Source organism: Sinorhizobium sp. B11 (genome assembly GCA_039725955.1).
Lineage (GTDB): Bacteria > Pseudomonadota > Alphaproteobacteria > Rhizobiales > Rhizobiaceae > Rhizobium.
Map to the genome: position 1 here is coordinate 4,552,987 of CP091034.1, position 22,612 is coordinate 4,575,598.

General features: G+C 59.7%; 17 protein-coding genes. 8 read left to right on the top strand and 9 right to left on the bottom strand.

Features of this window, described 5'->3' with window-relative positions; translation table 11 throughout:
* Positions 1-102: 102 nt before the first annotated feature.
* On the top strand, positions 103-711 hold the full coding sequence (gene leuD / locus LVY75_32445; GenBank protein ID XAZ23448.1) for a 3-isopropylmalate dehydratase small subunit: 609 nt from the start codon (positions 103-105) through the stop codon (positions 709-711).
* Between the two features lie 62 nt (positions 712-773).
* Here the strand turns inward: leuD and LVY75_32450 are convergent, their stop codons facing one another.
* Positions 774-1,706, bottom strand: a complete 933-nt coding sequence (locus LVY75_32450; protein ID XAZ23449.1) for a pyridoxal-phosphate dependent enzyme — start codon at positions 1,704-1,706, stop codon at positions 774-776.
* Positions 1,707-1,887: 181 nt separating this feature from the next.
* Here LVY75_32450 and leuB point away from each other — a divergent pair, with 181 nt between their 5' ends.
* Complete coding sequence (leuB, locus tag LVY75_32455) at positions 1,888-3,000, top strand: 3-isopropylmalate dehydrogenase (protein ID XAZ23450.1); 1,113 nt, start codon at positions 1,888-1,890, stop codon at positions 2,998-3,000.
* Positions 3,001-3,196: 196 nt separating this feature from the next.
* Positions 3,197-3,931: a lipid A 1-phosphatase LpxE gene (gene lpxE, locus LVY75_32460; GenBank protein XAZ23451.1), complete on the top strand. Its 735-nt coding sequence runs from the start codon at positions 3,197-3,199 to the stop codon at positions 3,929-3,931.
* 83 nt (positions 3,932-4,014) lie between these two features.
* On the opposite strand, the gene LVY75_32465 is transcribed toward lpxE, so the two are convergent.
* The 5 genes from LVY75_32465 to LVY75_32485 form a co-directional block, all read right to left on the bottom strand.
* Positions 4,015-5,901, bottom strand: coding sequence for an MFS transporter (locus LVY75_32465; GenBank protein ID XAZ23452.1), 1,887 nt, complete (start codon positions 5,899-5,901; stop codon positions 4,015-4,017).
* Positions 5,902-6,095: 194 nt separating this feature from the next.
* The gene (locus tag LVY75_32470; GenBank protein ID XAZ23453.1) at positions 6,096-7,349 is read right to left on the bottom strand and encodes an ABC transporter permease; all 1,254 of its coding nucleotides are present in this window, start codon (positions 7,347-7,349) and stop codon (positions 6,096-6,098) included.
* Positions 7,346-8,035 (bottom strand): ABC transporter ATP-binding protein, encoded by a 690-nt coding sequence (locus LVY75_32475; protein XAZ23454.1) that lies wholly within the window; start codon positions 8,033-8,035, stop codon positions 7,346-7,348. Before LVY75_32475 ends, LVY75_32470 begins: the two co-directional genes overlap by 4 nt.
* 6 nt (positions 8,036-8,041) lie before the next feature.
* Positions 8,042-8,506 (bottom strand): hypothetical protein, encoded by a 465-nt coding sequence (locus LVY75_32480; protein XAZ23455.1) that lies wholly within the window; start codon positions 8,504-8,506, stop codon positions 8,042-8,044.
* Positions 8,507-8,600: 94 nt separating this feature from the next.
* Positions 8,601-10,349: an alkaline phosphatase gene (locus LVY75_32485; GenBank protein XAZ23456.1), complete on the bottom strand. Its 1,749-nt coding sequence runs from the start codon at positions 10,347-10,349 to the stop codon at positions 8,601-8,603.
* A 153-nt stretch (positions 10,350-10,502) separates the two neighbouring features.
* Here LVY75_32485 and LVY75_32490 point away from each other — a divergent pair, with 153 nt between their 5' ends.
* From LVY75_32490 to LVY75_32500, 3 genes are all read left to right on the top strand, one after another.
* Positions 10,503-10,649: a hypothetical protein gene (locus LVY75_32490; protein ID XAZ23457.1), complete on the top strand. Its 147-nt coding sequence runs from the start codon at positions 10,503-10,505 to the stop codon at positions 10,647-10,649.
* 112 nt (positions 10,650-10,761) lie between these two features.
* Positions 10,762-11,796 (top strand): aspartate-semialdehyde dehydrogenase, encoded by a 1,035-nt coding sequence (locus tag LVY75_32495; GenBank protein XAZ23458.1) that lies wholly within the window; start codon positions 10,762-10,764, stop codon positions 11,794-11,796.
* 169 nt (positions 11,797-11,965) lie between these two features.
* A complete protein-coding gene (locus tag LVY75_32500; protein XAZ23459.1) occupies positions 11,966-12,787 on the top strand; it encodes a lytic murein transglycosylase in 822 nt (273 codons plus the stop codon).
* A gap of 52 nt (positions 12,788-12,839) precedes the next feature.
* Here LVY75_32500 and LVY75_32505 read toward each other — a convergent pair whose 3' ends face one another.
* The 3 genes from LVY75_32505 to pdxY form a co-directional block, all read right to left on the bottom strand.
* Positions 12,840-14,459, bottom strand: a complete 1,620-nt coding sequence (locus tag LVY75_32505) for a GGDEF domain-containing protein (protein XAZ25880.1) — start codon at positions 14,457-14,459, stop codon at positions 12,840-12,842.
* 91 nt (positions 14,460-14,550) lie between these two features.
* Positions 14,551-15,192, bottom strand: coding sequence for a carbonic anhydrase (locus LVY75_32510; GenBank protein XAZ23460.1), 642 nt, complete (start codon positions 15,190-15,192; stop codon positions 14,551-14,553).
* Positions 15,193-15,252: 60 nt separating this feature from the next.
* Positions 15,253-16,128: a pyridoxal kinase PdxY gene (gene pdxY / locus LVY75_32515; protein ID XAZ23461.1), complete on the bottom strand. Its 876-nt coding sequence runs from the start codon at positions 16,126-16,128 to the stop codon at positions 15,253-15,255.
* A gap of 276 nt (positions 16,129-16,404) precedes the next feature.
* On the opposite strand from pdxY, the gene LVY75_32520 reads away from it, so the two are divergent.
* On the top strand, positions 16,405-21,183 hold the full coding sequence (locus tag LVY75_32520; GenBank protein ID XAZ23462.1) for an NAD-glutamate dehydrogenase: 4,779 nt from the start codon (positions 16,405-16,407) through the stop codon (positions 21,181-21,183).
* Positions 21,180-22,598: an MFS transporter gene (locus LVY75_32525; protein ID XAZ23463.1), complete on the top strand. Its 1,419-nt coding sequence runs from the start codon at positions 21,180-21,182 to the stop codon at positions 22,596-22,598. The genes LVY75_32520 and LVY75_32525 overlap by 4 nt, the downstream gene beginning before the upstream one ends.
* Positions 22,599-22,612 lie beyond the last annotated feature (14 nt).

Below are 22,612 nucleotides of genomic sequence, written 5' to 3' on the forward strand. Positions count from 1 at the left end.
GTCGCGTGGCCTCCATCGGCGAAAGATTCTTCTTCATTTCGGCGGAAAACTGGAATAGATGCAAAATCAGAAAGTACGTTTTGCTGAAATGGAGCATGGGTCATGGATAAATTCGTGAAGCTCACGGGCGTTGCAGCGCCCCTGCCGGTCGTCAACATCGACACCGACATGATCATTCCGAAGGACTATCTGAAGACCATCAAGCGCACCGGCCTTGGCAAGGGCCTTTTCGCCGAAGCCCGCTACAATGAAGACGGTTCCGAAAACCCTGATTTCGTGCTGAACAAGCCGGCCTACCGCGAGGCAAAGATCCTGGTTGCCGGCGACAATTTCGGTTGTGGCTCCTCGCGCGAACATGCTCCGTGGGCACTGCTCGATTTCGGTATCCGCTGCGTGATCTCGACCAGCTTCGCCGACATCTTCTACAACAACTGTTTCAAGAACGGCATCCTGCCGATCAAGGTCAGTCAGGAAGACCTCGACAAGCTGATGGACGACGCCGAACGCGGTTCCAACGCCGTTCTGAGCGTCGACCTCGAAAACCTCGAAATCACCGGTCCGGATGGCGGCTCGATCAAGTTCGATCTCGACGAATTCAAGCGTCACTGCCTGCTGAACGGCCTCGACGATATCGGCCTGACCATGGAAAAGGGCAAGGCGATCGACGAATTCGAAAAGAAGAACGCCGCTTCGCACCCCTGGGCTGCCTGAGCCCTATCAAATTGCTTTTAGATCGAGCCGGGCTAGCTGCCCGGCTTTTTCTTGCCCGGGTCTCAGAGAAATTTCCCTTTCCAGAGGTCAAGCTTTTCGAGCGACACGCCGATACCGCCACAGACTTCGATGAGCGGATTGTTAAAGCGCGACAGCAGGCCAGCGTGGACATCGGCAACGGCAAGTGCTGCACCACAGGCCGGTTCGACCAGGATGCGCTGCGCATCGGCAAATTTCCGGCAGGCGGAAACGGCATCGGCATCGCTGACGAGAACACTTTCAATCGGGTGATGCTTTGGCAGATCGAAAACATGCTGCGCCACCTGCCGTGCGCCGAGTGAAGTGGCAATCGATGTAATGGCCGGTAGCGAAATACGCTCGTTGGCCTTGAGGCTGGCATGAAATGATGCTGCTCCCTCCGTCTCGACGGCAATGACAGGCACGTCGGAAAGCCCATTCCGCCTCAGTCCCTCGACGATTCCGGCAAGCAACCCGCCGCCGCCAACGCTGGTAACGACGCAATCGAATTTGGCCCCTTTCGCCACCACCTCGTCGATCAGCGTGGCATGGCCATCCCACAGGAGCGGATGATCGAAAGGATGCACATAGGTTGCCTTGCGGCTCTCAGCGAGAGCGATTGCATGCGCATTGGCCTCGTCGAAGACAGATCCATGGACGAGCACCTTGGCACCTGTTGCGGCAATCGTCCGGCGCACGTCCGGCGCTGTCGTCTCGGGCACGACGATGGTAACAGGCACGCCGAGCGCCCGTCCGGCATAGGCCGCGGCAATGCCGGCATTGCCGCCCGAAGCGCAGAAGATCTCGCGCGCGCCGTTTTGAACCTCATGCTGGCAAAGCCGGCCTACACCGCGAAGCTTGAAGCTGCCGGAAGGCTGCAGCGCATCGAGCTTCAGCCAGAGCGGCTTGTCACTGATGCTATAATCAGGTGCCGTCTGGAAGAGAGGCGTGTCGAGATGGAGAGGCGCGAAAGACATGGACGAATATCCGAAAAAGAATGGGCAGAGTTATCGTTCTAGCCCGTTTGCGAGCACGGGAGCAACCGTGTCGGACATCACATGACACGAAGCCAGGCGTACCGATTCACCCCTTCTCTCGCTTGAAATGCCCATTTCCGGGGTCTAAGAAACCGCAGCTTGTTTTTCCGCGGAGGCTTTCATGACAGTGCGCAATCTTTTCCTGCTGCCGGGCGACGGCATCGGCCCCGAAGCGATGGGCGAGGTCCGCAAGATCATCGCTTACATGAACGAAGCGATGAATGCCGGTTTCGTCACCGATGAAGGCCTCGTTGGCGGTTCTGCTTACGATGCGCATGGTGCGGCGATCTCCGAAGACGACATGAAGAAGGCGCTTGCTGCCGATGCCGTGCTGTTCGGTGCCGTCGGCGGCCCGAAGTGGGATAGCGTTCCCTATGAAGTTCGCCCGGAAGCCGGCCTGCTGCGCCTGCGCAAGGACTTGGAACTCTTCGCAAACCTGCGCCCTGCAATCTGCTATCCGGCGCTTGCTTCCGCTTCCTCGCTGAAGCCGGAACTGGTCGAAGGCCTCGACATCCTCATCATCCGTGAACTGACGGGCGGCGTCTATTTCGGCGAGCCGAAGGAAATCATCGACCTCGGCAACGGCCAGAAGCGCGGTATCGATACCCAGGTTTACGATACCTACGAAATCGAGCGCATTGCCGGCGTCGCCTTCGAAATGGCCCGCACCCGCAACAACCGCGTCTGCTCCATGGAAAAGCGCAACGTCATGAAGTCGGGCGTGCTCTGGAACCAGGTCGTGACGGAAACCCACAAGGCGAAATATTCCGACGTCCAACTCGACCATATGCTGGCCGATGCCGGCGGCATGCAGCTTGTGCGCCAGCCGAAGCAGTTCGACGTCATCGTCACCGACAACCTCTTCGGCGACATGCTCTCCGACGTGGCCGCCATGCTCACGGGCTCACTCGGCATGCTGCCGTCTGCCTCGCTCGGCGCCCCGGACGGCAAGACCGGCAAGCGCAAGGCGCTCTATGAGCCGGTGCACGGCTCGGCGCCCGATATCGCCGGCAAGGGTATCGCCAACCCGATCGCCATGATCGCCTCCTTCGCCATGTGCCTTCGCTACTCATTCAACATGGTCAAGGAGGCGGATAACCTGGAAAAGGCGATAGCAAACGTGCTCGACAAGGGCATCCGCACTGGCGACATCATGGCACCGGGCAGCCGCCAGGTCGGCACCGTCGAAATGGGCGAAGCCATCCTCGCCGAATTCAAGGCGCTTTCCGCCTGATATTTCACGTGAAACGCTTTTCGGCCCTTCGCACCCGTGCGGAGGGCCTTTTATTTGGCACGGTTTCATCCATCAGCGCCAAGAGCGGTCATTGCCAGGATCGAAGAGAATTATCTGAGCAAACCCGGTCTCTGTCGTAATCCTGTGCATCTTCACTGCCTATTCCTACTCCTAAAGGATTATACGGGTAGTATGGATGCGGGCACTTTTAGTCTCCCTGGACAGGCGCTGGCGCAGGAATAGATGCGTCATGCCACCATTGCGCTGGCGCGCATGCCTTTTCGTTACCCTGAATGCCGTCATCCTTTCCATGCTGATCTTCGATGCACCGATTGGTGCCGGTCACCTACCGGAACCCATTCAGCGCTTTGGGGAAATGTTGACCGATTTCGGCGATTCCGCCTGGCTGATCCTTACCAGCGTCCTGCTCTTCTTTCACGGCAGAGCCGGCTACAAACTCTTGAAAAGCGCAAAGGCAAGAGCCCAGGCGCTCTATGTGAGCTGGATCGGCGCCTATCTGTTCACGACTGTCGTCTTTTCCGGCCTGCTTGCAAATCTTCTGAAACGCACGATCGGTCGTGCGCGCCCTGAACATTTCCAGGATCTCGGCGTGCTTTCCTTCACGCCCTTCTCCGGCCGTGCTGCATTGGAGAGTTTTCCGTCAGGCCATTCGACCACGGTAGGCGCTTTCTTTGCCGCCTTCGCGTTGCTGTTCCCGCGCTACCGAGTTCCCTTCATCGCCGGCGCCATCTGGCTCGGCATGACGCGTGTCATGGTCGGCGCGCACTATCCGAGCGATGTCATAGCCGGCCTCGCCTTCGGCGCCTGGTTCTCGCTGCTGACGGCGATCGTCTATGCCCGCTACGGCCTGCTTTTCAGGCTCGCGCCGGACGGCTGGCCGATGTCCAAGCGATACTTCCCGGACGCATAAGAGATGCGCATGAGAAAATGACACATGAAAAACCCGGCGCCTTTCGGGCGCCGGGTCTTTGATTTCAGGATATCCACCGCGTCTCAATCCATTGCGTGAATATCGCGGTTCTTGGTTTCCGGCAGGAACAGAATACCGATGACCAGCGTGATCGCTGCGAAGACGATCGGATACCAGAGGCCATAATAGATGTTGCCGGCGGCAGCACTCATCGCGAAGGCCGTAGCAGGCAGCAGACCGCCGAACCAGCCGTTGCCGATATGATAGGGCAGCGACATGCCGGTATAGCGGATGCGGGTCGGGAAGAGCTCGACCAGTAGTGCCGCGATCGGGCCGTAGACCATCGTCACGTAGAACACGAGCACGAAGAGGATGGCAATCGTCCCCACCCAGTTGACGCGGGCAGGATCAGCCGTCATTGCGAACGAACCGGCACCGGGGATCGTGTAGACCGCCATATCCGTCACGCTTTTTGCTTCATCCGCCGTCAGCAGCTTGCCGGCAACGAGTTTGTCGGCCGGCAGCGTTTCCTTCTGGCCGGCACGTATCGCATCGGCATTGAGGGTGAGCTCCGGATTGGCAGCGATGAAGGCATCGAGCTTGGCATCGGCAACCTTGGCAGCACCGCGCTTCAGCGGGTAGCCAGCATCATGAAGGGCAAGATTGACACCCTTTTCGAACGCGGCACCGGTCTTGGCCGCATCAGCACCGGCTGCAACGGAGTCGTAGCTGGTGATCGTATCGTCACCGACCTTCACGGTTGCAGGCTGGCCGGCCGGACCCGGCACCACGTCATAAGGCACAGAGTTCTTGGTCAGGAACGCCGTTGCAATATCGCAGGAGCTGGTGAATTTCGACGTACCGGTCGGATTGAACTGGAATTTGCAATCCGCCGGATCGGCCGTAACCGTTGCCCGGATCGTCGCCTGCGCCTCGTAAAGGGCCGGGTTCGCCGTATAAGTCATCGCCTTGAACAGCGGGAAGTAGGTGACCGCTGCAATTAGAAGACCCGCCATGATGATCGGCTTGCGGCCGATCTTGTCCGACAGTCCGCCGAAGATGACGAAGAACGGAGTACCAAGGAAGAGTGCGATGGCGACCATGATATTGGCCGACTGAAGATCGACCTTCAGCACGTTCTGCAGGAAGAACAAGGCATAGAACTGCCCGCCGTACCAGACCACCGCCTGACCCATGGTGGCACCGAAAAGCGCAATCAGCGCGATCTTGGCATTCCGCCACTGACCAAAGGCTTCCGTCAACGGCGCCTTCGATGCCTTGCCTTCGGCCTTCATGCGCTGGAAGGCGGGCGACTCGTTCATCTTCAACCGGATCCAGACGGAGATGCCGAGCAGGACGACGGAGACAAGGAACGGAATACGCCAGCCCCAGGCGGCGAAGGCAGTTGGTCCCATGATCGACTGGACCGAGACGATGACGATCAGCGACAGGAAGAGACCGAGCGTTGCCGTCGTCTGGATCCAGGACGTGAAATAACCGCGACGGCCGTTCGGCGCGTGTTCGGCAACATAAGTCGCCGCGCCGCCATATTCACCGCCGAGTGCCAGACCCTGCAGCAGACGCAAGCCGATCAGGATGATCGGAGCGGCAATGCCGATCGAGGCCGCGCCCGGCAGGATGCCGACCAGGAAGGTCGAGAAGCCCATGATGAGAATGGTCATCAGGAAGGTGTATTTGCGGCCGACGAGGTCGCCGAGACGGCCGAAGACCAGCGCGCCGAATGGGCGCACCAGGAAACCCGCAGCGAAAGCGAGCAGCGTGAAGATGTTGCGCGTTGCTTCCGGATACTGGGTGAAATAGGTCGCGCCGATATAGGTGGCGAGCGAACCATAAAGATAGAAATCATACCATTCGAAAACCGTGCCGAGCGACGAGGCGAAGATGACCTTCTTCTCCTCGCCCGTCATCGGACCGGCTTTCGCACCGTCGACGCTTGCGACATTTGCCATTGTCTGTCCTCCACAGAGTGATGAGCAACGGTCGCGGCCTACTCTCCTCAAAGCATACCCCTGGCCACGACACGCCTGACGAGAGTTTGACAGAAAAGACGAGTCAGAAAGAGGGATGCTTTGGGATTATGACTTTAGTCTAATTTTTTGTGCATGGATGGTCACAGCATGGCGGAACAGGCCTGCCGCAATGCTCACCCCCGCAAAGCCTGGGCCGGAGACTGCCGATAGGCGAGCACCGCCGGCAAGGCGGCGAGGACAGTGGCGAAGGCAAGTAGGATTACAGCAAGCGTTCCGTCTTCACGGGCGAAGCCGACGGGCAGGTTGACGCCACTGCTTTGCGAGAAGAAGCCGGAAAGAATGAGCGCGGCACCGTAGCCGAGTGTAAAACCAAGCCCGATCCCAGCGGCAACAAGAATAAAGAACTCCAGCCAGACAATACCGAATATGGCACTGCGGGGAGCACCGAAGGCGCGCAGCGCACCGATCTGCCTGCGGCGCTGGCCGATATGGATGACAGTCACAAGGATCAGCGAGGCTGCGACCAGCACCTGCGCACCAGAGGCAACGGCAACAAGAATCTGCTTGGCATCACCGAGCGTCGCATAAAGATTGGTCAGGACTTCGCCGGGAAAGACGGCAATCGTCGTGCCATTACGATAGTCCTGCCGCAGTTTGTAGGCATCGGCAATCGTCTTCGGCTTGACGAGGATGGCCGGAAGACCGGGCGTTTCCGCAGTCCAGTTCTCATTCAGGCCGGCATGGGTTTCAGCCTCCGCATGATGGTCGGCTTCCTCATGAGCGCCTTCCGCGGCGGCGTGGTCATTGTCGTGCTCTTCGCCCGCTTCCAGCCCATGAATATGCCAGACGGCCTGGATCGGAACGAGAATGGCCCGGTCCCATGCTGTGCCTGTCGGTCGTAGGCGCCCGATCACGCGATAGGCAAGTTCCGTATGCGTATGGCCGCCGGTTTCGATCGTGCCGTGCATCGGTTTGATCTCGCTGCCGATAGCCAGGTTAACGCTTGAGCCGATGACAGCCTCGCCCTCGCTGGCGAAACCTTGACCTTCGGAAAAGCCGCCGGAAATCGTTTCCGTCAACGCTGTCGTCGTGCCGATGATCGGATAGCCTGAGAAGGAATCGCCGAAACCAACGGGGGCAGCCCATTCGACGCGCGGATCGGCAGCAAGTTTTGCCAGGATGTCGCCGGACATCAGCGGCAGCGCGGACGGCTGCAGGAAAACGGACGAGAGCACGAGCTGGGTCTCGCTGCCGCCCGCGCCGATGACGAGATCGAACTTGTCGGCCGCCCGCGCACTGCCGAGACGAAGAGCCCGCTCCTGCAGGATGACGGAAACGCCGAGCGCGGTCGCAAGCGCCACGAGCAGTACAACAACGAGAGAGCCGGCCCATAAACGGCGCAGATCGGCAAGGATGAAGCGGATCATGCGGCCGCTCCCTTGATCGCGGAATCGTCGATAATGCGGCCGGAACGAAATGTCAGGCGTCGGTCGAAACGAGTGGCGAGGCGGGGATCGTGCGACACGACGATCAGGGTACTGCCTTCGGCCATGGCAAGATCGAGCAGAAGATCACCGACGGCATCGCCGCTGTCGGCATCGAGGCTCGCGGTCGGTTCGTCGGCGACGATGACACCAGGTTTGCGCAGGAGCGCCCGGGCAATCGCCACACGCTGCATTTCGCCACGCGACATGGTTTCGATCCTCTGTGCGGCGCGCTCAAGACCGACAGTGTGGAGGAGATCGTGGGCGCGCTCGATTATCGTCGACGTCGCGGCACGCGCGAGACGCGCAGGCAACAGCACGTTTTCGACAGCGGACAGGCCGGGGAAAAGGTGAAATTCCTGCATGACCAACCCGATATTGGCAGCCCGAAAGCGGTCACGGCGACTTTCGGAGAGCGCAGCAATATTCTCACCGTTCCAGCGGACACGGCCCTCGCAAACCCTCTCCAGTCCGGTGACGATATTGACGAATGTGCTTTTGCCGGATCCCGAGGCGCCGGTAACCACGACACGGCTGCCCGCGGCGATCGACACATGATCGACGGCGAGCGCAGGTGCCGAAAGGCCAGGAAACGTCATGGCCAGTTGTTCGATTTCAAGAGCTAGCATCGATGCTCAGACGCTGGAATATTCGGCCTGGCGGATACGCAGCAGGCTTACAAAGCCGGTTTCCGGGTCCTTCCACGACCCGAACTCGAGCGTGCCACGCACTTCGATAGTCTGGCTCGGCTGTACGAAGGTCTGCTTCTCGCCGAGATAAACGACGACGATATTGTCCGGCCAGTCTGCGTCGGAAGAGCAGAAGGGGCAGAGTGACATTGGTATCTCCGTCAGGACGAAGAATTGCGCCTCAGCCTTTAACGGCGGCGCCATGAAGCCCTTGATACTGATTTCCTTGCCAGCAAGGCGCTTGACCTTGTCGGAAAATTCGAGACCAAGCACACCAAATTTTCCGTAGAGTTCATCGAAGCTGATCAAGGAATCATCGGCAATCACAGGCCGGGCGACGAGGAAGGGAACCGCGGCCATGACGCCCAAGAGGCGACGGCGGCTGAGATTCACCAAAGCGAGCCTTTCCATAGCGGTCTCCAGAAACGGATACCCGGCCGCAAAGCGACCGGGATGAGGATCGATGAAAAGTCCCAGACCGGCAAGCGGCCTGGGACACAGGTGCTTAGTTCGTCTGCTTGGCGCCGAGCGCAAAAGCGTCGGCGAGAACGCGGTAGACGTCGCTCTGTTCCATATAGCCTTTGAAGCCCTCCGATCCGGGGCCGGTCGACTGCAGGACAACGTCATCGACGGTATGGGCGCCGGTGGCCGCACTCTTAGGCAGGTTACCCGGAACGAAGACGGCGCCAGGAACATCCTTGTAGGCTTCGTTGGCGACGTAGTCCTTCTTCTCGTTCTGGATGGCCGGAGTGTATGGGTTATCCAGCTTCGGGCGGAAAGTTTCGTAGTGGTCGGGATAGTTACTGACGAACAGGGCTAGACGTTTGGAGACGTCAACGCTGTCGGGATAGCCGTCATTGTTGGCATCGACATAGTTGGTAAAGCTGCGGCCAGCGACTTTCTCTCGCATCTCCGTACCTTCAATCGTATCGTCGATCGTGCCGACGATCGTGATGCCGTGCGTATGGTCACCGGTGACGACGATCAGCGTGTCGGGATTGCTGGCGGCAAATTCCTTCGCCAGACCGACCGCCTTGTCAAATTCGATCGTATCGATAGCAGCGCGCTCGCCATCGAGAGGATGCGACATCTTGTCGATGTTGGCAGCTTCGACCATCAGGAAGAAGCCTTCGGGATTCTTCGAGAGCTTGTCGAGCGCGACCTTGGTCATTTCAACAAGGCCGGGCTGGGCCGGGAACTTACCGACAGTGCCCTTCTTCAGGAATTCACGGTCGAGCGTCGTATCCATGTTGCCGGTGTGGAACAGGCCGAGGATCTTGCCTTCGTTAGTGCTGGCAGCAGCGGCGAGTTCCGTCTTGTCGATCGCGAGCTTGTAGCCGGCGTCCTGGAACATCTTGACGTAGTCCTTGTCGTCCTTGCGCTTCGAGCCGGCAGTCGCCTGCGGCAGGAAGTAGGCCGAGCCGCCACCGAGGATGACATCCGGCTTCACGTCGAACAGCATGCCGGTGATTTCAGCTTTGTCATCGCGACGACGGGTATGGGAGACGACGGCAGCGGGCGTCGCGTCCTGAAGTTCGGAGGTCGTAACGACGCCGATCGACTTCGAGGTCTGGCGGCGCAGGGCTTCGCCGAAAGTTTCGACGCGCGGGTCGTCCAGCGTGTCGAGTGTCCTGTCGGCATAGACGCCGAGCGAGTTGATGGCGCCCTTATGGCCGGTCATGTAGGCCGACATCGTATTGGCGCTGTCGGTGGTAACCGAATCGGTGGCGGACGTGCCGATAAAGGCCATATGATCGAGATCGTCCATGTTCAGGCGGCCGTTCGCCTTGCCTTCGGTCATGCCCTTGGACATGATACGGGCGGCGGTGCGGTGAGCAATGGAAAGACCATCACCGAGGAAGAAAATGATGTTCTTGGCTTTCGGCTGTGCGGAAGTGCCGAAAACTTCCCAGGTCACGGCCTTCTTTTCGTCGCCGGCGGCGACTTCAACCTTGTAGGTGCCCGGAGCGGCAATCTTCAGGCCGCGCAGCAGGAGAGCTGAACCGAGAGCCTTGTCTTCCTTGCCCTTTTCCAGCTCGACGAACTGTGCCTCACCCCCGAGGACAGTCTTGTAATCCTGGCCATTGACCGTGATCTTCACGTCTTCCGGCTTGACCTGCTTGGAAAGCTCGACCTTGAAGTCGAAAGGTGAACCGGCGAGAATCGTAGCACGATCAAGCGGATAGATCGAAGCTGCTTGAGCAGCGCCAGCCAGAATCGTGGTGGCCGCAAAAGCGGCGAGAAGCATACGCATGGAAAAACCCCCGTTTTTCGTTGCAGTCATCAACAACGGGTCGGGGATACCCCTCGGCAATGACAGAGGGATGACAAAACGCCGCAGCATGGCAACCCCCTCTCCTCCGCTCGCCACATACGCAAAAACCTTGACTCCTGTGGAAAACGTTTTATGAGCAACGACGGAAAAGGAATATCCATGGTTCGCCACGAGCATGCCATCGCTGAGCGCAATAACCTGGCAGGAAGTGCCGGGCTGGATTTTGCCGTTCCGGTTTCTTCCAAAACCAAGGCCAAAACGACGACGAAAACCGTCTGACGTCTCTGGCCTGCCGCTCTCTCCCCGGCCCGGCCGGGGACAGGAAGTCGCGATGATGTCGCGCTTCCCCCCTCACCGGACAAGAGGAGAGAAGAGAAAGAGAGCTTGAGAAATGGGTTTCAAAGTTGCAGTTGCCGGAGCCACCGGAAATGTCGGGCGGGAAATGCTCAACATTCTCTCCGAGCGCGGTTTCCCAGCCGATGAAGTCGTAGCACTCGCCTCCTCCCGCTCCCAGGGCCTCGAGGTTTCCTATGGCGACCGGACGCTGAAGGTCTCCAATCTGGAGAATTACGATTTCTCTGACACCGATATCTGCCTGATGTCGGCCGGCGGCGAGGTTTCCAAGCGCGTCTCCCCGAAGATCGGCCAGCAGGGCTGCGTCGTCATCGACAATTCCTCGGCCTGGCGCTACGACGCCGACGTGCCTCTGATCGTTCCGGAAGTAAATCCGGACGCGATCTCGCTCTTCACGAAGCGCAACATCATTGCCAATCCGAACTGCTCGACTGCCCAGCTCGTCGTCGCGCTGAAGCCGCTGCATGACTTCGCCAAGATCAAGCGTGTCGTCGTTTCGACCTATCAGTCGGTCTCCGGCGCCGGCAAGGAAGGCATGGACGAGCTCTTCAACCAGACGCGTGCCGTCTTCGTTGCCGATCCGATCGAGAACAAGAAGTTCACCAAGCGCATAGCCTTCAACGTCATTCCGCACATCGACGTCTTCATGGAAGACGGCTACACGAAGGAAGAATGGAAGGTTCTGGCTGAAACGAAGAAGATGCTCGATCCGAAGATCAAGGTGACCTGCACTGCGGTGCGCGTTCCCGTCTTCATCGGTCATTCGGAATCGGTGAACATCGAATTCGAAAACGAGATCACCGCAGATCAGGCCCGCGATATCCTGCGCGAAGCGCCGGGCTGCCTCGTCATCGACAAGCATGAGGACGGCGGCTACATCACGCCGTATGAATCTGCCGGCGAGGACGCGACCTACATCTCGCGCATCCGCGAAGATGCGACCGTCGAGAACGGCCTCAACCTGTGGGTCGTCTCCGACAACCTGCGCAAGGGTGCGGCTCTCAACGCCATCCAGATTGCCGAGCTGCTCGTCAATCGTGGCCTCGTCAAGCCGCGCAAGCAGGCAGCCTGATACCATTTGTAAACCATAATATGCTAAAGCCCTGCTCGACGAGCGGGGCTTTTTCGGGCAAATACCGCCGTATGAGCGTTCGCTAAAGGGCGACCGTGACAAAATCGCCGGTGACTGGCATTCTCTTGCCTGGCCTGAAAGCTATGCAGATCGAGAGCGGGGTTTCTCAATGCGCATGACAAAATTGATTCTGGCGGCCGCCGCGGCAATGGGCGTCCTCCATGCGGTACCGGCGTTCGCGCAGGGTGCCCAGTGCGGTAACACCAGTGCCGGTTTCGAGGCCTGGGTCGCCGATTTCAAACAGACGGCGGCAGCAAATGGTGTGAGCCAGTCCGTCTTGAGCCGCGCCTTCGCCAATGTCAGCTACAACAAGCCGACGATTTCGGCCGACCGCGGCCAGAAGAGCTTCAAGCTCTCCTTCGATGCTTTCATGAAGAAGCGCGGCGGTGCTGCCGTTATCTCTCGCGGACGGTCGATGAAGGCCGCCAACCAGGCTCTCTTCGCTTCGATCGAGCGCCGTTTCGGCGTTCCGGCCGGCCCATTGATTGCAATCTGGGGCATGGAAACCGGCTTCGGTAGCTATATGGGCAACCAGCATACGATGTCCGCAGTCTCGACCCTCGCCTATGACTGCCGCCGTTCGGAATATTTCACCGACCAGCTTTATGCAGCCCTGCAGCTCGTTTCGGAGGGTTATCTGAGCCCGCAAGCCCGAGGCGCTGCCCATGGCGAAATCGGCCAGACGCAATTCCTGCCACGCAACGTGGTGCGTTACGGCGCTGATGGCGATGGCGACGGACGCGTCGACATGGTCGGCTCTCGCGCTGATGCACTGGCTTCGACTGCCAATTTCCTCAAGGGTCACGGCTGGCGCGCCGGCGCAGGCTACCAGCCGGGCGAGCCGAACTTCGTCGCCATCGAGGGATGGAATGCCGCAACGGTCTATCAGCAGGCAATCGCCTATATCGGCCAGCAGATCGACGGCAACTGAAGAGACGTTCGATAGGAAATGTCAGGAACGCCGCATGCGAATGCGGCGTTTTTCATATGCGGATATCGTGGCTCCCGCCGGCAGCCTTGCGCCGCTCTTCCTGCGGTGCCGTGGAAGGAACAATCGGCCCGGCAACAACGCAATTGCGTCCCGAGGCCTTGGCCGCATAAAGCGCCAGGTCGGCGCGCTTTACCAGATCATCGAAATTGCGATTGCTTACGGCATTTGTGCGCCCCGCGCAGCCGAAGCTTGCCGTAACCCGCAGGCGCTCGCCGCCGGGCAGTTCGATGTCGGCAGCCTCGATCGCCAACCGGACACGTTCCGCGACGATGGCCGCATCCTCGGGTGCCGAGTCCGGGAGCAGCGCCATGAACTCTTCGCCGCCATGGCGCACCAATAGATCAAAGGAGCGGAAGCTTTCCCTTGCGACGCCGGCCACATGCTTCAGCACGACATCACCCGCGTCATGGCCATGCACGTCGTTGATTTTCTTGAAGTGATCGAGATCGAACAGCACGACGGAAATCCAGCGTGAACCAGCCTGCATCAGAAGCGCTAAAGCAGCAGCCTCGAAACCGCGCCGGTTATAAAGGCCTGTCAGAAGATCGGTCTGGGCGGCATTGCGCAGTTCGTTGACGAGCAGTTCACGTTCTTCGGTAACGCGGGCAACGAGACGGATACCGCGAACCGCAAGCGTTGCAATAAGGGCAACGAGCAGCACCAGTCCGGCTGACAGAGCAAGCACGATCGTCATGTGGATATGAGAGCGCATCGACAGCCTCTGCCCAGTCACATGAATGTCATCGGTGACGGACGCGATCTTCTGCCTCAGAAAATCCAGCCGTTCGTTCTGGATGCCGATCCATTTGTCCCGGATCGCCTTGTCCGGTCGCAGCACCCCGGAAACCATTGCCTGGGTGAAAGTATCGGCCCAGACTTCATCGGGCTGCGCCCTATAGTCGAGAATCTCCTGGATGACAGGCGAGGAAGAATGAAAGCGCAGGCGATCCATACCGTTGCCGAGCATCATTTCGCCTTGAACAAGCTGCTCGTGCGACATGGCAGAAAAATCGGTCCGGTCGAGATAACGCTGGCCAAGACTGCCGATCAGCCGCTCGCCGTAATAGGTGAGAAGGATGCTCATCAGCTCGCTGGATTTGCGCATCAACACGGGATCATGGATCCTCGACGAAAGCGACTCGACAAGTCCAAGCTGCTTTAGTCCAGCCTGCCCATAGATATGAACGGGGTTGCCGCCTTTGCCGTAATAGCCGCGATCGACTGCCGATCGTGCCGCAACGATACGACTATAAGCGAGACGGAGATTGGAAAGCTGCGACTGCAGACCGACATCCATTGCTCCAGCGGCTGGAAGACTTGCGTTGAAACGCGCGAGTTCGCTATCGAGTGAGTTTCGCCTTTCGATCATCGACGCCCTGGTGATCTCATCGCGATCGTTGATATAGGCTCGCGTTGCGACGAGTTCCGCTAGGATCTCATTGGCCGCAATCGATCCTCCGCGAGCAAGAACATCGGCAAAGAGATGGTCATTTTCGAGCGCGTGGTATTGCATGAGCGAGGAGCGGATCAACACGACGCCTTCGACAATCATGAAGACGAAGGGCAGCAGAATGGCGGCGAGCACAGCCCTTCTGATATTCTTGAATTTCACCGCTTCGAAATTCATGTTTAATCCACGTCCAGCTGCTCCTCGTAGGCGAGCTTAGTGGAATATCTTAAAAAACCGATAAAGCGGTCTATCCCTAGATTTCGGGACGGACGAAATCGAGTGTCTCAGAATCCATCACCCAGAGTTCGCCGGTCGAGATGTCGAACCAGGCACCATGAAGCTCCAGCTTGCCCTCTTCCTCGAGCGTCTTGATTTCAGGGAAAGATCTGAGATTGTTGATTGAATTGCGAATGGACACCCGCTCCAGCGCAGTCTGTCGTTCGCCTGGCGTCATGATGTCGTTGCTGCCGATCTGCTCGGCGGCAGGGCGCACGAGCGACATCCAGCGGCCGATGAAATCGCCAGGCGACAATGGCTCGGCATCGGGGTCGAGTGCCGCGCGGATACCGCCGCAGCGGCCGTGGCCCATGACGACGATATTCTTGACCTTCAACGCCTGCACGGCAAATTCAAGCGCTGCCGACGTAGAGTGGAAATGGCCGTCTGGCTCATAGGGCGGCACCAGGTTGGCGACGTTGCGGATGACGAAGAGTTCACCTGGCCCGGCATCGAAGATCAGTTCGGGCGCCGCGCGGGAGTCGGAACAGGCAATCATGAGCGTTGTCGGACTTTGCCCATTTTCCGCAAGTTGCCGATACCTGTCGCGGGCATCGGCATAGCGCCCACTCATGAAGTTGCGATAACCGTCCAGGAGGGAGTTGGGAAATCTCGTCATGCTCTTGGATTAGCGCGCGCGCGAGCCAAGATCAACTGCTGCGCTGCAAAAGCATCGGCCCTATTTTTTCCGCCGTTGCGCAGGATGGAAGAGATGACGCATCTGCACCATCGCCATGGGTGTCAAGAGGCTGGAGGCATCGCTTGCCAGCATCAGTTCGTTACTGCCGCGCTTGACGGCGCGCGCCAGCACTTCGAACACGCTGGCGGTCGCCAGCTGCAGCGCCTTCTCATCCTCCATCCCCGAGAGCAGACGAGAGAGGAATAGAGCGGCCAGCAGATCTCCGAGACCGTTGGGCGGGTTCTCGACGACACGATGTTCGGCAAGCAGAGCATGCTTACCGGAGAGATAGAGATTGCCCGTGCCGCCCGCCATCATCGGCACCGCCGATGTGACCAGCATGCGCGAGGGACCGAGCGAAAGGGCGGCCTCCATGACCGCGTTGTTGTCATCGAGGGCTGCGCCCGACAGCCAGGCAAGTTCGTATCGGTTGGGCGTGGCGAGCGAAGCAAGTGGTATCAGGTGATCACGGATCGCCTCGGCTGTAGCTTCGGGCACGTAGAGGCCACCGAGATCGCCCATGACCGGATCACAGACATAGAGCAGTTCCGGATTCCTCTCGCGCAACGACGCAACGAGCTTCGCGACGGAACGGGCTTGGGCCGCGTTTCCGAAATAGCCCGACAGGACGGCCTTGACCTCGCCGATCCACGGCGCGCGGATGAGATCATCGATCGCCGCCTCGAAATCGGCCTCGGCGAAAGTAAGCCGTGTCGAACGGCCATGGCCTGGATGCCAGGGCAACACGATCGTCGGTAGCGCCCAGACCTGATGGCCGAGCGTTTCCAGCGCGAAGACTGCGGCACGGTTTCCGACCGACCCGCGCACGACATGGCTGGAGATGACGATGACTGCGCCCGCTGCGTTTTCCGACATGGCATCCGGTTCCGAATTTCGACCGCCGTTGATGATCTTTTTGACAAGGCGCTGTCAACCATTCTTCATGCGAGCGTGGAAATGTGCGGCGGGACGGAAAAGCCGGATAAAGTGATTTTACCGTCCGTCGGCATGAAACGACCCAAAAACTTTCGAAATCTCTCGTAAGCATAGCCAAAAAAGCACGAAAACGACTTTTCGAGGCCCTCTTTTAGAGATTCTTTCGAAGAACCTTCTGCTAACTTGCCCACATCAAAACAATCGGGGGGATGATCCATGGCCGCCAGAAACAACCCGAAACGGGAAAAGCAGATCGAGAGCGCGCGCAAGATCGCAGCCGCGACCGGTGAGCCCCATCTCGATCCCGAAATCCTCTTCGGCCGCGCAAGCGGCGACGATCTCGAACTCTACACGCCGGAAATGCTTGCGCTTTCCGCCGTACACTCGGCAGCCGAAATCGCCGCCTGGAGCGGCAAGACACCGCGTGTCAGCATCGACACGGTCGCCGATGTCACCCCCGATGGCATCGCAGTCTCCATCCTTTCGGTGACCGATCACAACAAGCCCTTCCTGTACGAATCCGTCATGGGCGAGGTGACCAGCACTTATCGCGACATCTGCATGGCAGTTCATCCGATCCTGATCCTGGAGGACGGCAAGGCCCCGGAACTCTATTCCGCTGATGTAGCGAGCGACCCGGCTAAGCGCGTTAGCCACATCCAGCTTCACGTTTCGCCGCTCAGCCCCTCCCAGGCCGCCGACCTGATCAAGCGGATCAAGGCAGTGCTCGAGCAGGTGGAACTTGCCGTTTCCGATTGGAAGCCAATGCTCGCCCGCGTCGATGAGGTGATTTCAGAGCTCTCGAACTATAGCGCCAGCCGCAAGAAGGTCGACCGCGACGAAGCGATCGCCTTCCTGACCTGGCTGCGCGACGAGAACTTCACTTTCCTCGGTATGCGCGACTACGTTTATTCCGGCAAAGGCCCGGATGCGAATGTCGAACGCGACAAGGGAACGGGTCTCGGCATTCTCTCCAATCCCGAAGTTCTCGTGCTGCGCACCGGCAAGGACGCCGTGACGACCACGCCGGAAATCCTCGCATTCCTCGACGGTCCAGACTTCCTGATCGTCACCAAGGCCAATGTGAAATCCATAGTCCATCGCCGCGCCTATATGGACTATGTCGGCGTCAAGCGCTTCGACTCCCAGGGGAATGTGACAGGCGAGTTGCGCATTGTCGGCCTCTTCACCTCGACTGCCTACACCTCCTCGGCATCTGAAATTCCGCTGCTGCGCTCCAAGATCGAGAAGGTGAAGGAGCATTTCGGCTTCGACCCGATGAGCCATTCCGGCCGCATGCTCGACAATACGCTGGAATCCTATCCCCGCGATGATCTCTTCCAGATCGATACCCCGCTGCTTGCGACCTTCGCCGAGCAGATCAACGATCTCGCCGACCGCCCGCGCGTACGCGTGCTGCCCCGCATCGACCATTTCGACCGCTTCGTCTCCGTCATCGTCTTCGTGCCGCGAGAGGAATATGACTCGATCGTGCGAGAGCGCATCGGCACTTATCTGAAGACTGTCTATGATGGCCGCGTTTCCGCCTACTATCCGGCCTTTCCGGAAGGCGGTGTCGCACGCGTTCACTTCATCATCGGCCGCTCGGGCGGCAAGACGCCGCGCATCCATCAGGCCAAGCTCGAGGAGACGATCCGCCAGATCACCGCGCGCTGGGACAGCCGTTTCGAGATGCTCGCCGGCCCCAAGGCGCCGAAGCTCGGCGTCAGCAACGCCTTCCAGGAAGCCTTCACGCCGGATGAAGCGGTCGGCGATCTGCCCGACATCACCGCATGCGCCGCCGGCGAGCCGATCCGCATCGAATTCTACTATCGCCAGGACGACGAACGCGGCCGCATCCTGTCGCTGAAGATCTTCCATAGCGGCGAGCAGCTGCCGCTGTCGCGCCGCGTGCCTCTCCTCGAAAACCTCGGCTTCAACGTCCTGAGCGAGCGGACCTTCGATATCGAAGTCCCGGCCGCCGAGGGCGCGATCAACATCGTCGTGCTGCACGACATGGAACTCGAGGCCCGCAGCGGTGCGGACATTGACCTCGCACGTTTTGGCGCACCGCTCGAAGAGGCCTTCGTCGCAGCCTTCAGCGACACGATCGACAATGACAGCTTCAACGCGCTGATCCTGTCGGCCGGCCTCTCGGCTCGCGAGGTGAATGTGCTGCGCGCCTATGCGCGCTACCTGCGCCAGGCCGGCATCGCCTATTCGCAGGACTATATCGCAACCACCCTCGACAAATATCCCGCGATCGCCGCTTCGATCTTCCGCTTGTTCCACGACACGCTCGATACGAAGCTATCGGAAAAGGCACGTATCAAGAAGCTCGCCGAGCTGCATCAGGCAATCGAAGCCGAGCTTGCCGACGTGCCGAGCCTGGATGACGACCGTATCCTGCGCCGCTATGTCAATATCGTCGATTCAACGCTGCGCACCAATTATTTCCAGCGCAATGCCGATGGAACACCGAAGGCGATGCTCGCCTTCAAGCTTGACCCGCACCTGGTGGATGGCCTGCCGGAACCCAGGCCCTTCCGTGAAATCTTCGTCTATGGCGTCGAAGTCGAAGGCGTACATCTGCGCTTCGGCCGCGTCGCCCGTGGCGGCCTGCGCTGGTCGGACCGCGCCGAGGACTACCGCACCGAAGTTCTGGGCCTCGTCAAGGCGCAGCAGGTCAAGAACGCCGTGATCGTGCCCGTTGGCGCCAAAGGTGGTTTCTATCCCAAGAAACTCCCGCTCGGCGGCAGCCGCGAAGAGCTCTTCAACGCAGGTCGTGAAGCTTACAAAACCTATATCCGCACGCTGCTTTCCATCACCGACAACATCTCCGGCGCCGATATCATCCCGCCTGACAATACGGTGCGCCTGGATGGCGATGACCCCTATTTCGTCGTCGCCGCGGACAAGGGCACGGCAACCTTCTCCGACACCGCCAATGCGCTTGCTCAGGAAGCAGGGTTCTGGCTGGACGACGCGTTCGCCTCCGGCGGCTCCGCCGGCTACGACCACAAGAAGATGGGCATCACCGCACGCGGCGCCTGGGAAACCGTAAAGCGCCACTTCCGCGAGATGGATATCGACATCCAGACAACGCCCTTTACGGTGGCCGGCGTGGGTGACATGTCGGGCGACGTTTTCGGCAACGGTATGCTGCTCTCGCCGAAGATCCGGTTGGTCGCCGCTTTCGATCACCGCGATATCGTCATCGACCCCGATCCCGATATGGAAAAAACCCTCGCCGAGCGCCAGCGCCTGTTCAACCTGCCGCGCTCGAGCTGGCAGGACTTCGACAAGTCCGTGCTCTCGAAAGGTGCCATGATCATTTCGCGCTCGGCAAAGTCGGTTACGCTGACGCCGGAGGCCGTGGCCGCAATCGGCATCGACAAGGCTGTCGCCACGCCCTTCGAAATCATGACCGCGATCCTGAAAAGCCCCGTCGACCTGCTCTGGTTCGGTGGCATCGGGACTTATGTAAAGGCGGCATCCGAGACCGATACCGACGTCGGCGATCGCGCCAACGATCCGATCCGCATTACGGCCGACGAAGTGCGCGCCAAGGTGATCGGGGAGGGCGCCAATCTCGGCGTCACGCAGAAAGGCCGAATTGCCTACGGCCTGAAGGGCGGACGCAGCAATTCCGACGCCATCGACAACTCGGCCGGCGTCAATACTTCCGACGTCGAGGTCAACATCAAGATCGCGCTGGCGAACGCTATGCACGAACAGCGGCTCAGCCGCACCAAACGTGACCAGCTTCTCGGCAGCATGACCGATGAGGTGGCTGCGCTCGTACTGCGCAACAACTACCTCCAGTCCCTGGCAATCTCGCTGACAGCCCGCAAGGGAACGGCAAACGGCCTTGAGCTCGGCCGCTTCATGAGCGTCCTGGAGGCATCGGGACAGCTGAACCGCAAGGTCGAAACGCTTCCCGACGACGCCTCGCTGTCCGAGCGCTACACTGCCGGCCGGCCACTGACGCGCCCCGAGATCGGTGTGCTGCTCTCCTATGCCAAGATCGTACTCTTCGATGCACTGATCGCCAGCGAACTGCCTGACGATCCCTATTTCGTCGACACGCTCTTCCATTACTTCCCGGCGAAGATGCAGAAGTCCAACGCATCCGATATCGACAGCCACCGGCTGAAGCGGGAAATCGTCGCGACGGTGCTCGCGAACGAGGCGATCAACCGCGGCGGGCCGGGCTTTGCCGTCAGCATGATGGATGCGACCGCAGCATCTGCTCCGGAAGTCGTGCGCGCCGCCATCGTTGCCCGCGACGGCTTCGATCTCAACCGGCTTTGGGCCGAAACGGATGCCCTGGACAACAAGGTTTCCGGCCAGATCCAGAACCGCATCTATGAAGAGATCGGCAACAGCTTCACGGTGCTGACACGCCTGCTGCTAAAGACCGGCATGACCAAGGGCGACATGGCCGAGATCATTAGCCGGCTTCAGTTGACGCTGAAGAAACTCAGGCCCTCCTTCGCCGATCAGGCCGCAGCTGACGTCGCCGCGCGCCAGGAGGAGTACCAACAGGCTGGTCTGCCGGAAAAACTGGCGGCCGAAATCGCGGCTCTGCCCACCTTCGCTCTGGTACCGGAGATCATGCAGATCGCCGCTCGCACCGGCGAGGCGCTGCCGCGCGCAGCCGAAAACTACTTTGCCGTCACCCAGACTTTCCGTGTCGGCCGGCTGCTGGCTGCGGGCAACCGCATCATCACCTCCGACCACTATGAAAACCTCGCTCTTGCCCGCAGTATCGACCAGATCGCTAGCGCCCGTCGCGATATCGTGATCTCCGCGCTTTCCGATCACGGCAAGGAAAAGCAGCCAGTCCAGGCCTGGCATGCGCAGGACAGGGTGCGCATCAACCGTATCGTCGAGGAGCTTGCAAGCCTCAGCGATGGAGCCGATCCGAACCTCGCCCGCATCACTGTTGCCGCAGGCATCCTGACCGATCTTGCGCGCGACCGGACGAGATGAGACAGTCCGCCCCAAAAAGGAGCGGACGTTTGAATCGCATAGACTGGACAGGAACGCAGCCGCCGAAAGCCACGGAGAAAGGCATATGGGGCTGGATGCTCTTTGATTGGGCAGCCCAGCCCTTCTTCACCGTAGTAACGACTTTCATTTTTGGCCCCTACTTCGTCTCGCGGCTGACATCCGATCCGGTCGCCGCGCAGACGATGTGGAGCAACATGGCGACGATCTCCTCTGTTATCATCGCCATCCTGTCCCCCATCCTGGGCTCCATCGCCGACCAGTCCGGTGCGCGCAAACCCTGGATCGCCTTCTTCGCGGTCATCAAGATCGTCAGCCTCTGCTGCCTCTGGTTTGCTGCTCCGGGCTCGCCGATCATCTATCCCGTCATCTTCATGATCCTCGCCTCGATTTCGGCAGAGTTCTCGATCGTCTTCAACGATTCCATGATGCCGCGCCTCGTCAGCAAGGACGACGTTGGCAGGCTTTCCAACACCGCCTGGGGTCTCGGCTATCTTGGCGGCATGATCGTGCTGATCGCCGTCGTGGCTCTGCTGGCCGGCAGCCCCGAAAGCGGCAAGACCATTCTGGGTCTCGATCCGCTTTTCGGTCTCGATCCTCATACGGGCGAGGACGCGCGCGTCACCGGCCCGATCTCGGCTGTCTGGTATCTGATCTTCATCCTGCCGATGTTTTTCTTCACGCCGGATGCCCGCAAAGGCCTGCCTTTCGGCTTTGCGGTGCGCTTCGGTCTCAGGGAATTGCGCAATACGCTCGGCGAACTCGGGACGCGTCGCGGTATCCTGACCTTCCTCATCGCCCGCATGATCTATCAGGATGGCGTCAACGGCCTGCTGATCCTCGGTGGCGCCTTCGCGGCAGGCATGTTCGGCTGGGCAACGATCGAGATCGGCATTTACGGGATCATCCTCAATATCGTGGCGATCCTTGGCTGCCTGATCGCCGGACGGGTCGACAGGGGGATAGGCTCAAAGGTGACCGTCATCATCAGCCTGACCATGCTGTTGCTGGCCACGATCGGTATTATTTCCACCGGCCCGGGCTACACTTTCTTCGGGCTGATGCCGCTTTCGACTGCCGACAGCGGCGGGCTTTTCGGCACGATGGCGGAAAAGGCCTATATCCTCTATGGCTTGTTGATCGGCCTTGCCTTTGGCCCGGTGCAGGCCTCATCGCGCTCCTATCTGGCGCGCAGCGTCAGTCTCGAAGAGGCCGGCCGCTATTTCGGCATCTATGCTCTATCCGGCCGCGCCACGAGTTTCATGGCGACGCTCCTGTTTTCAATTGTGACCTATTTGACCGGATCGGCTCATCTCGGCATGGCGACGCTGATCCTGTTCCTCGCCGGAGGTCTGGTGCTGCTGATCCGCACCCCCTATCCGGCGGACCGCGCCTGAGAACTCCCCGGCCG

What these genes read in the sequence shown, in the direction of transcription:
- lpxE (XAZ23451.1), top strand. Translation starts at nt 3,197, where the DNA reads ATGCGGGCACTTTTAGTCTCCCTGGACAGGCGCTGGCGCAGGAATAGA.
- LVY75_32490 (XAZ23457.1), top strand. Translation starts at nt 10,503, where the DNA reads ATGAGCAACGACGGAAAAGGAATATCCATGGTTCGCCACGAGCATGCC.
- LVY75_32520 (XAZ23462.1), top strand. Translation starts at nt 16,405, where the DNA reads ATGGCCGCCAGAAACAACCCGAAACGGGAAAAGCAGATCGAGAGCGCG.
- LVY75_32500 (XAZ23459.1), top strand. Translation starts at nt 11,966, where the DNA reads ATGCGCATGACAAAATTGATTCTGGCGGCCGCCGCGGCAATGGGCGTC.
- LVY75_32510 (XAZ23460.1), bottom strand. Translation starts at nt 15,192, where the DNA reads ATGACGAGATTTCCCAACTCCCTCCTGGACGGTTATCGCAACTTCATG.
- LVY75_32475 (XAZ23454.1), bottom strand. Translation starts at nt 8,035, where the DNA reads ATGCTAGCTCTTGAAATCGAACAACTGGCCATGACGTTTCCTGGCCTT.
- LVY75_32485 (XAZ23456.1), bottom strand. Translation starts at nt 10,349, where the DNA reads ATGCGTATGCTTCTCGCCGCTTTTGCGGCCACCACGATTCTGGCTGGC.
- LVY75_32450 (XAZ23449.1), bottom strand. Translation starts at nt 1,706, where the DNA reads ATGTCTTTCGCGCCTCTCCATCTCGACACGCCTCTCTTCCAGACGGCA.
- LVY75_32465 (XAZ23452.1), bottom strand. Translation starts at nt 5,901, where the DNA reads ATGGCAAATGTCGCAAGCGTCGACGGTGCGAAAGCCGGTCCGATGACG.
- LVY75_32480 (XAZ23455.1), bottom strand. Translation starts at nt 8,506, where the DNA reads ATGGAAAGGCTCGCTTTGGTGAATCTCAGCCGCCGTCGCCTCTTGGGC.
- LVY75_32470 (XAZ23453.1), bottom strand. Translation starts at nt 7,349, where the DNA reads ATGATCCGCTTCATCCTTGCCGATCTGCGCCGTTTATGGGCCGGCTCT.
- leuB (XAZ23450.1), top strand. Translation starts at nt 1,888, where the DNA reads ATGACAGTGCGCAATCTTTTCCTGCTGCCGGGCGACGGCATCGGCCCC.
- pdxY (XAZ23461.1), bottom strand. Translation starts at nt 16,128, where the DNA reads ATGTCGGAAAACGCAGCGGGCGCAGTCATCGTCATCTCCAGCCATGTC.
- leuD (XAZ23448.1), top strand. Translation starts at nt 103, where the DNA reads ATGGATAAATTCGTGAAGCTCACGGGCGTTGCAGCGCCCCTGCCGGTC.
- LVY75_32525 (XAZ23463.1), top strand. Translation starts at nt 21,180, where the DNA reads ATGAGACAGTCCGCCCCAAAAAGGAGCGGACGTTTGAATCGCATAGAC.
- LVY75_32495 (XAZ23458.1), top strand. Translation starts at nt 10,762, where the DNA reads ATGGGTTTCAAAGTTGCAGTTGCCGGAGCCACCGGAAATGTCGGGCGG.